The organism is Companilactobacillus futsaii JCM 17355 (assembly GCF_001435505.1).
Lineage (GTDB): Bacteria > Bacillota > Bacilli > Lactobacillales > Lactobacillaceae > Companilactobacillus > Companilactobacillus futsaii.
In genome coordinates, this window is sequence record NZ_AZDO01000038.1 from 1 (window position 1) to 5,618 (window position 5,618).

5 protein-coding genes are annotated in these 5,618 nt (G+C 36.1%); 2 read left to right on the top strand and 3 right to left on the bottom strand.

The genetic code is table 11. The annotated features are described in order from the left end of the window. Positions 1-164: 164 nt before the first annotated feature. Entirely contained in the window at positions 165-1,187 is a 1,023-nt protein-coding gene (locus FC88_RS03615; protein ID WP_057812885.1) for a lipoate--protein ligase, read from the bottom strand. Between the two features lie 156 nt (positions 1,188-1,343). Here FC88_RS03615 and FC88_RS03620 point away from each other — a divergent pair, with 156 nt between their 5' ends. Then, positions 1,344-2,000, top strand: a complete 657-nt coding sequence (locus FC88_RS03620) for a histidine phosphatase family protein (protein WP_057812887.1) — start codon at positions 1,344-1,346, stop codon at positions 1,998-2,000. A 117-nt stretch (positions 2,001-2,117) separates the two neighbouring features. Then, positions 2,118-2,987: an aldo/keto reductase gene (locus FC88_RS03625; protein ID WP_057812888.1), complete on the top strand. Its 870-nt coding sequence runs from the start codon at positions 2,118-2,120 to the stop codon at positions 2,985-2,987. A gap of 43 nt (positions 2,988-3,030) precedes the next feature. Here FC88_RS03625 and FC88_RS03630 read toward each other — a convergent pair whose 3' ends face one another. After that, complete coding sequence (locus FC88_RS03630; RefSeq protein WP_057812890.1) at positions 3,031-3,963, bottom strand: DHH family phosphoesterase; 933 nt, start codon at positions 3,961-3,963, stop codon at positions 3,031-3,033. A gap of 80 nt (positions 3,964-4,043) precedes the next feature. Continuing rightward, positions 4,044-5,483 (bottom strand): APC family permease, encoded by a 1,440-nt coding sequence (locus FC88_RS03635; protein ID WP_057812892.1) that lies wholly within the window; start codon positions 5,481-5,483, stop codon positions 4,044-4,046. Positions 5,484-5,618: the final 135 nt, after the last annotated feature.

The following is a 5,618-nucleotide window of genomic DNA, read 5'->3' on the forward strand; positions in this document are numbered from 1 at the left end:
AATTGATGCTATTTTTAACTCTGAATTATTGAAAATAAACAATAAATGATGTTATCCAGTCGGTAGTGACAGCTTTGTGGATGCCCAGTACTGAAATTTCACTTATGACGGCATTCAGCAGTAACCTAATTTAAGAAAGAACCTACGAAAACCGAATAGTTTTTTTACGATAATAATAAATCTACTAGTGGTTCGGGTTCAATGTTACCGAGATTGTTTTTCAGATCGACTTTGGATAGAGCTTCAATCAAGGCTGATTTTTCAAACTTAACTCCAAGTAGAGCTTTTTCAATCAAACTAACGTCGCCGCCGGTAATGAAATCGCCGTAAATTTTAATGTCAGAGATTTTTTTATCTTTTAGTGAGAAATTGAAGGCAACGGTTCCGATATCGAAGTGTTTAGAAACGTAATTAGTGAAACCGGGATTCTTGCCGTAATTCCATTCATCGGTATCATACTTGTTTTTTAAGCGAGAGTCGATAATATCCCAATCGTGGTCGGTTAGTTTGTAGGTCTTAATATCCGATAATTTATCGACTTTGAAAATATGCTTTAATAATTCATCCTTAAATTGAACCGGATCCATGCTAAGATAAGGTTCATCTAGATAAGATTTAATGTTGGTGATACGTTTATTGACGGATTTAACACCTTTTGATTCAAGTTTATCCTTTTCGGGTGTCAAAACTTTGTTAGCAGTTTCCATATCGAGGTCAAACATCAAAGTTCCACCGGCCGCAAAGGAATCGCCAACTTTAAACATTGTCATACCGGAGAATTTCTTGCCATCGATCATGATATCGTTACGTCCGTGCATTTTTGCATCAGTAGCACCCATTGCGTGTAGTGCATCAATAATTGGTTTAGCGAAGTAATCGTATTCACCGAAATGTTCGTCGTTACCAATAACGATATTTTCGAAGATGAAGTTGCCATAATCGTGGTAGACAGCACCTCCACCAGAAGTTCTTCTGACTAATTGGATATTCTTTTCTTTAAGGTAAGGGAAGTTAACTTCAGCATAAGCATTTTGATGCAAGCCAATGATAACAGAGGGGTTATTGACGTATAAAATCAAGCCATGCCCGGGTAGTCGTAAGTCGTTGACTAAATAATTATCTAAAGATTGATTCACAATGGCGTTGTAAACTGGTTTGCCATTTCTTGAGGTATCAATAAAAAACATTCTCTTCACTCCTTCTTAATTTATAACTTTATTGTAAGCCTTTACTTATAATAGAAGAAAGCTGATTAAGCAGATAAATTTTAGAAAATTGAGTTTTATTAGTTGCAAGATTACAATAGTCCCTAAAGTAAACGTTTTAATTAAGGGAGTGATCGATTGGATATTTACTTTATACGTAGTGGTGAGACTTTTTTTAATTATTTAGACAAAATGCAAGGCTGGTCGGATACTCCTTTAACCGATAATGGGCATAAGGATTCCTATCAAATGGGACGGACTTTGACCAATTTAGGTGAAACTTCAGAGAATATTTATTGTAGTGATATGAATCGTTCGGTTCAAACAGTCACAGAGTTAAATAACGGTTTAAAAGCAGCTGGTGGTAAAGTTTTGAAGATGGTCACCATGCCGGAATTACGAGAACAATTCTACGGTAGTTTTGAAGGACAGTCTAAAAAAGAAGTTTATAAAAAAATTGCCGGTAAAACAGTCGAAGAAACTTTGGACGAAATGAATGCTAACCAAATGCAGGATAAATTGGCAAAGCTTGATCCGAAACATTTGGCTGAAAATAGTAAAGAATTTTGGGATCGGTTTGGAAAAGGAATCGAAAAAATTTTGGAAATTGAAACGAAACCGGTTATCGTTGTAACGCATAGCGCAATTTTAACTGCAATGGTCAATATGAATGCGCCTTTCTTATTAAGCCAAGTAGAATCAGACAATTTGTCGTTAACAAAAGTTCATTTTGACGGTAAGAAATTTGAACCAAAAATTGTTTATTATAATGAAAAAGTTGAACAGAACTTGTAAAGCAGTCAGCTCGAATGGCTGTTTTTTTGTTCAGTTCAAATGTTTGTTTAACTTATAAAAAAGACTTAGGATTTATATTGCAATGAGATACTAATCTCTTTGTGGAAGGTTGGTTTAATGGTAAAAAATAGCGTTGAAAATGCTGGAAAATTTGAATTTGATAAAGATTTTGTCGTTAACCGCTTGGGATACGGGACGATGCAATTGACAGGTAATGGCGTTTGGGGTGCTTACAAAGATTCTAAACAAGCGGTTGACTTAATTAAAAGTGCTTTTGATTTGGGCGTTAATTTTGTCGACACAGCTGATTCTTATGGTCCTTGGGAAGCTGATACTTATTTAGCTCAAGCTTTAAAGGAATATTCTGATTCTGATAAAATTTTCATTTCTGATAAAGTAGGACAAGTTCGGACTGGTCCTAATGAATGGATACCACTAGGCAGACCTGAATTTCTACGTCAAGAAGTAGAATTGTCTCTACGTAAATTTAATCGCGACCACGAAGATCTATTGTTCTTGCACAGAATTGATTCACAAGTTCCAATTGAGGATCAAGTTGGTGAATTAAAGAAATTGCAAGATGAAGGTAAAATCAAGCACATCGGAATTAGTCAAGTAACTTTGGATGAATTAAAGGCTGCCCAAAAGATTGCTAAGATCGATGCCGTTGAAAATATGTACAATGTTGGTCATCACAAGGACGATGATGCCATTGTTGATTACACTAAAGAACAAAAAATAGCCTTTTTACCATGGTTCCCACTAGATACTGGTAATTTGGCTAAGGAAAATGGTCCTTTGGCTGATATCGCCAAGAAATACAATGCTAGTCCAGCTCAAATTGCTTTGGCTTGGTTGTTGAAACGTTCTGACAATATCATTCCAATTCCTGGTACTAGTTCACTAGCTCACTTAAAGGATAATTTAGCTGCTGCAGATGTTTCTTTGAGTGATGACGACTTTGAAAAATTATCATCATTACAATAAATAAATGAAAAACGCAAAAACCAATTTTGGCTTTTGCGTTTTTTTATTTATTTAAATTATCCATATCCTTAATCAAAGCTTTGACTTCATCCATACTACCAACATAAACACCACTGGCTAAAGGATGACCGCCGCCACCGAATTTTTCAGCTATACCATTGATAGAGACGTTTTTTGAACGGAGATTAACTCTAAAACGGTTGAGATCTTTTTCACTGACGACTATCCAATTATTGACATTTTTGATGCGACCAATTAAAGGTACAACATGATCTAGCTCACCATCGTCTAACTTGAATTTCTCCAGTTGATCTTTTCTAATAATGATATAACCAAAACCTGAATCAGTCACTTGGAAGTTATCTAAAATATAAGCCTCTAAACGTGCCACTCGCAACGACATTTCATCCTCATGCAAACTGATTTCTGAAATATTGATGCCAGTTTTAGCCAATTTAGCGGCTACTTCTAAGGTTTTATAAGTTGTTCCAGCATATAAGAAACGGTTTGTATCACCAACCATGCCGGCATAAAGATTATAGGCAGCTGATTTGGAAATTTTGAGATTAGTGACTTTTTCAGTTAATTCATAAATCATTTCGGCACAACTAGCTGAAGTATCGTCGACCCAATTGATATCACCGAAAGCATCGACGTTAGGATGGTGGTCAATTTTGATGATTTTGTCAGCTTTTTTGTAGTCACCGTTGTTATCAATTCGTCTAGCATTGGCTGTATCAACGGCAATAACAAGTGAATTTTGATAAGTTTCGCTGTCAATTTGTTGCATCTTGCCAATCCAATCTAGGACTGATAAATCGACTCCAGCAATATAAATATTTTTCTGAGGATAAGCTGCTCTCAGAATATTCGCTAGGGCTGTTTGTGACCCGACGGCATCTGGATCCGGATTTTGATGTCTGAGAATAATAATCGTATCGTAATGCTCGATATTTTTCATAATTTCGTCAATCATAATAACTCTCCTCAGAATATAGATTTATTTATAACACTATCAAATTAACCTTTATCGAATTGATAAGTCAATTAAAAACTCTAAATAAGTTCTTTATTTCTTTGATGTCTAGCGATTAATGGCAAGATAATACCGATAGCAATCATGATCAGTGGTTCGATAATATTTAGAGTCAAAACGTGTGACCAAGCAGCAGTTCCTGGAGTTTCATCAGTTGGGAAGATACCCAGCGTTGCTGCCCCAAAAGTAATGGCAAAACACCAAGCACCAACTAAAATAGCTAAATATTTATTCTTGATATAAACAAAGTCAGATTGGAAACGATCGTCATGTAATCTAACCAAAATGAAAGAACTAAATAGGAAACAAGTCGTATATGGTGAAACGATACCATTTAGATTTAACAACTGATTGAAAATGGAATTCATATTTGGCAAAGTAGCACTCAAAACCATGATAAGTGTACAAATACCAGTCGTTAGCCAGTAACCGTTGATAGGTAGGCCACGTTTATCTAATTTTGTTAGACCTTTTGGTAAATATTCCTTAGCCGTATCAGATAAGAACATTCTCGTACCAGCATCCAACAAGACAGCTAACTGAGCCATCATATAAAGTGCTTGCGTTAAGGCAAATAAGTATAGGAAGAATTGACCCATACCGAACTCTTGTCCCATGTATTGGAAGGCATAATAAGAACCGTTCATCTTCAAATCATTTGGTAAATGATGAGCATTGAAGAAGACGCCTAAGGCAAATGAACCTAGAACTGTTAAGAAACCAGTCATAATAGCCAGCATCCACATAGCTTTAGGAAAGTCGCGTTTACCATTTTTCATTTCAGTAACGTATGGAGCCGCAAATTCAGAACCATTCATCGCAAAGATAACTAGTCCGAAAGTAGAAAGATAATGCATATCGAACTTAGGAATAAATGATTTTAAAGTAAATGGCTGAGTGTGTGGCATGTTGCCTTGACCAAGGTAAGCAATCATCATAACAACGTAAAGAATTGAAACGATAAACATGGCACCGCCACCGATGATACTCAAAATCTGTAGTGAGTTTCTTAAATGATGTTGAATAAAAATAAAGACTGTAAAAATAACGGCTGTCAATAAGGCAAACATTGAGTTGCTCATCTTATCTGACATTGATCCATTACCGTTGATCAACCAACCAAATGAAATCAATGTTGAATTGGCAACATCGACGATATAAGGCAAACTGGATACCCAAACGGTCCAGGCACAAATGTAACCCCAAAGATTACCACCAGTGGCACGAACCCAAGAAGTAATTCCACCACCTTCTTCATCAAAAGTTGAACCTAAATGACCGACCATCATTTCGTAAGGAACAACGAACAAAAATAGCATTAAAATCCAAGTAAAAACAATTCCCAAACCTTGGTTATGGAAGTTGTAGACAATGTCATCGAAACCGATAACGGTAACGAAATCCATTAGAGCAACGATTGGCCAGCTGATATATGACTTTTTAGAGTCTAATTCTGGCATTTCTTTCCCCATTGGAAATACACCCCTTTTTATGATTCTTTTTAAATTTTGGTTAGTGTAGGATTCCGTCCTCCATAGCAAAGAAAATTTGGCTGGAACGTAGTGGGCACGACTTGGAGCCTTTGCTAAGCCCAA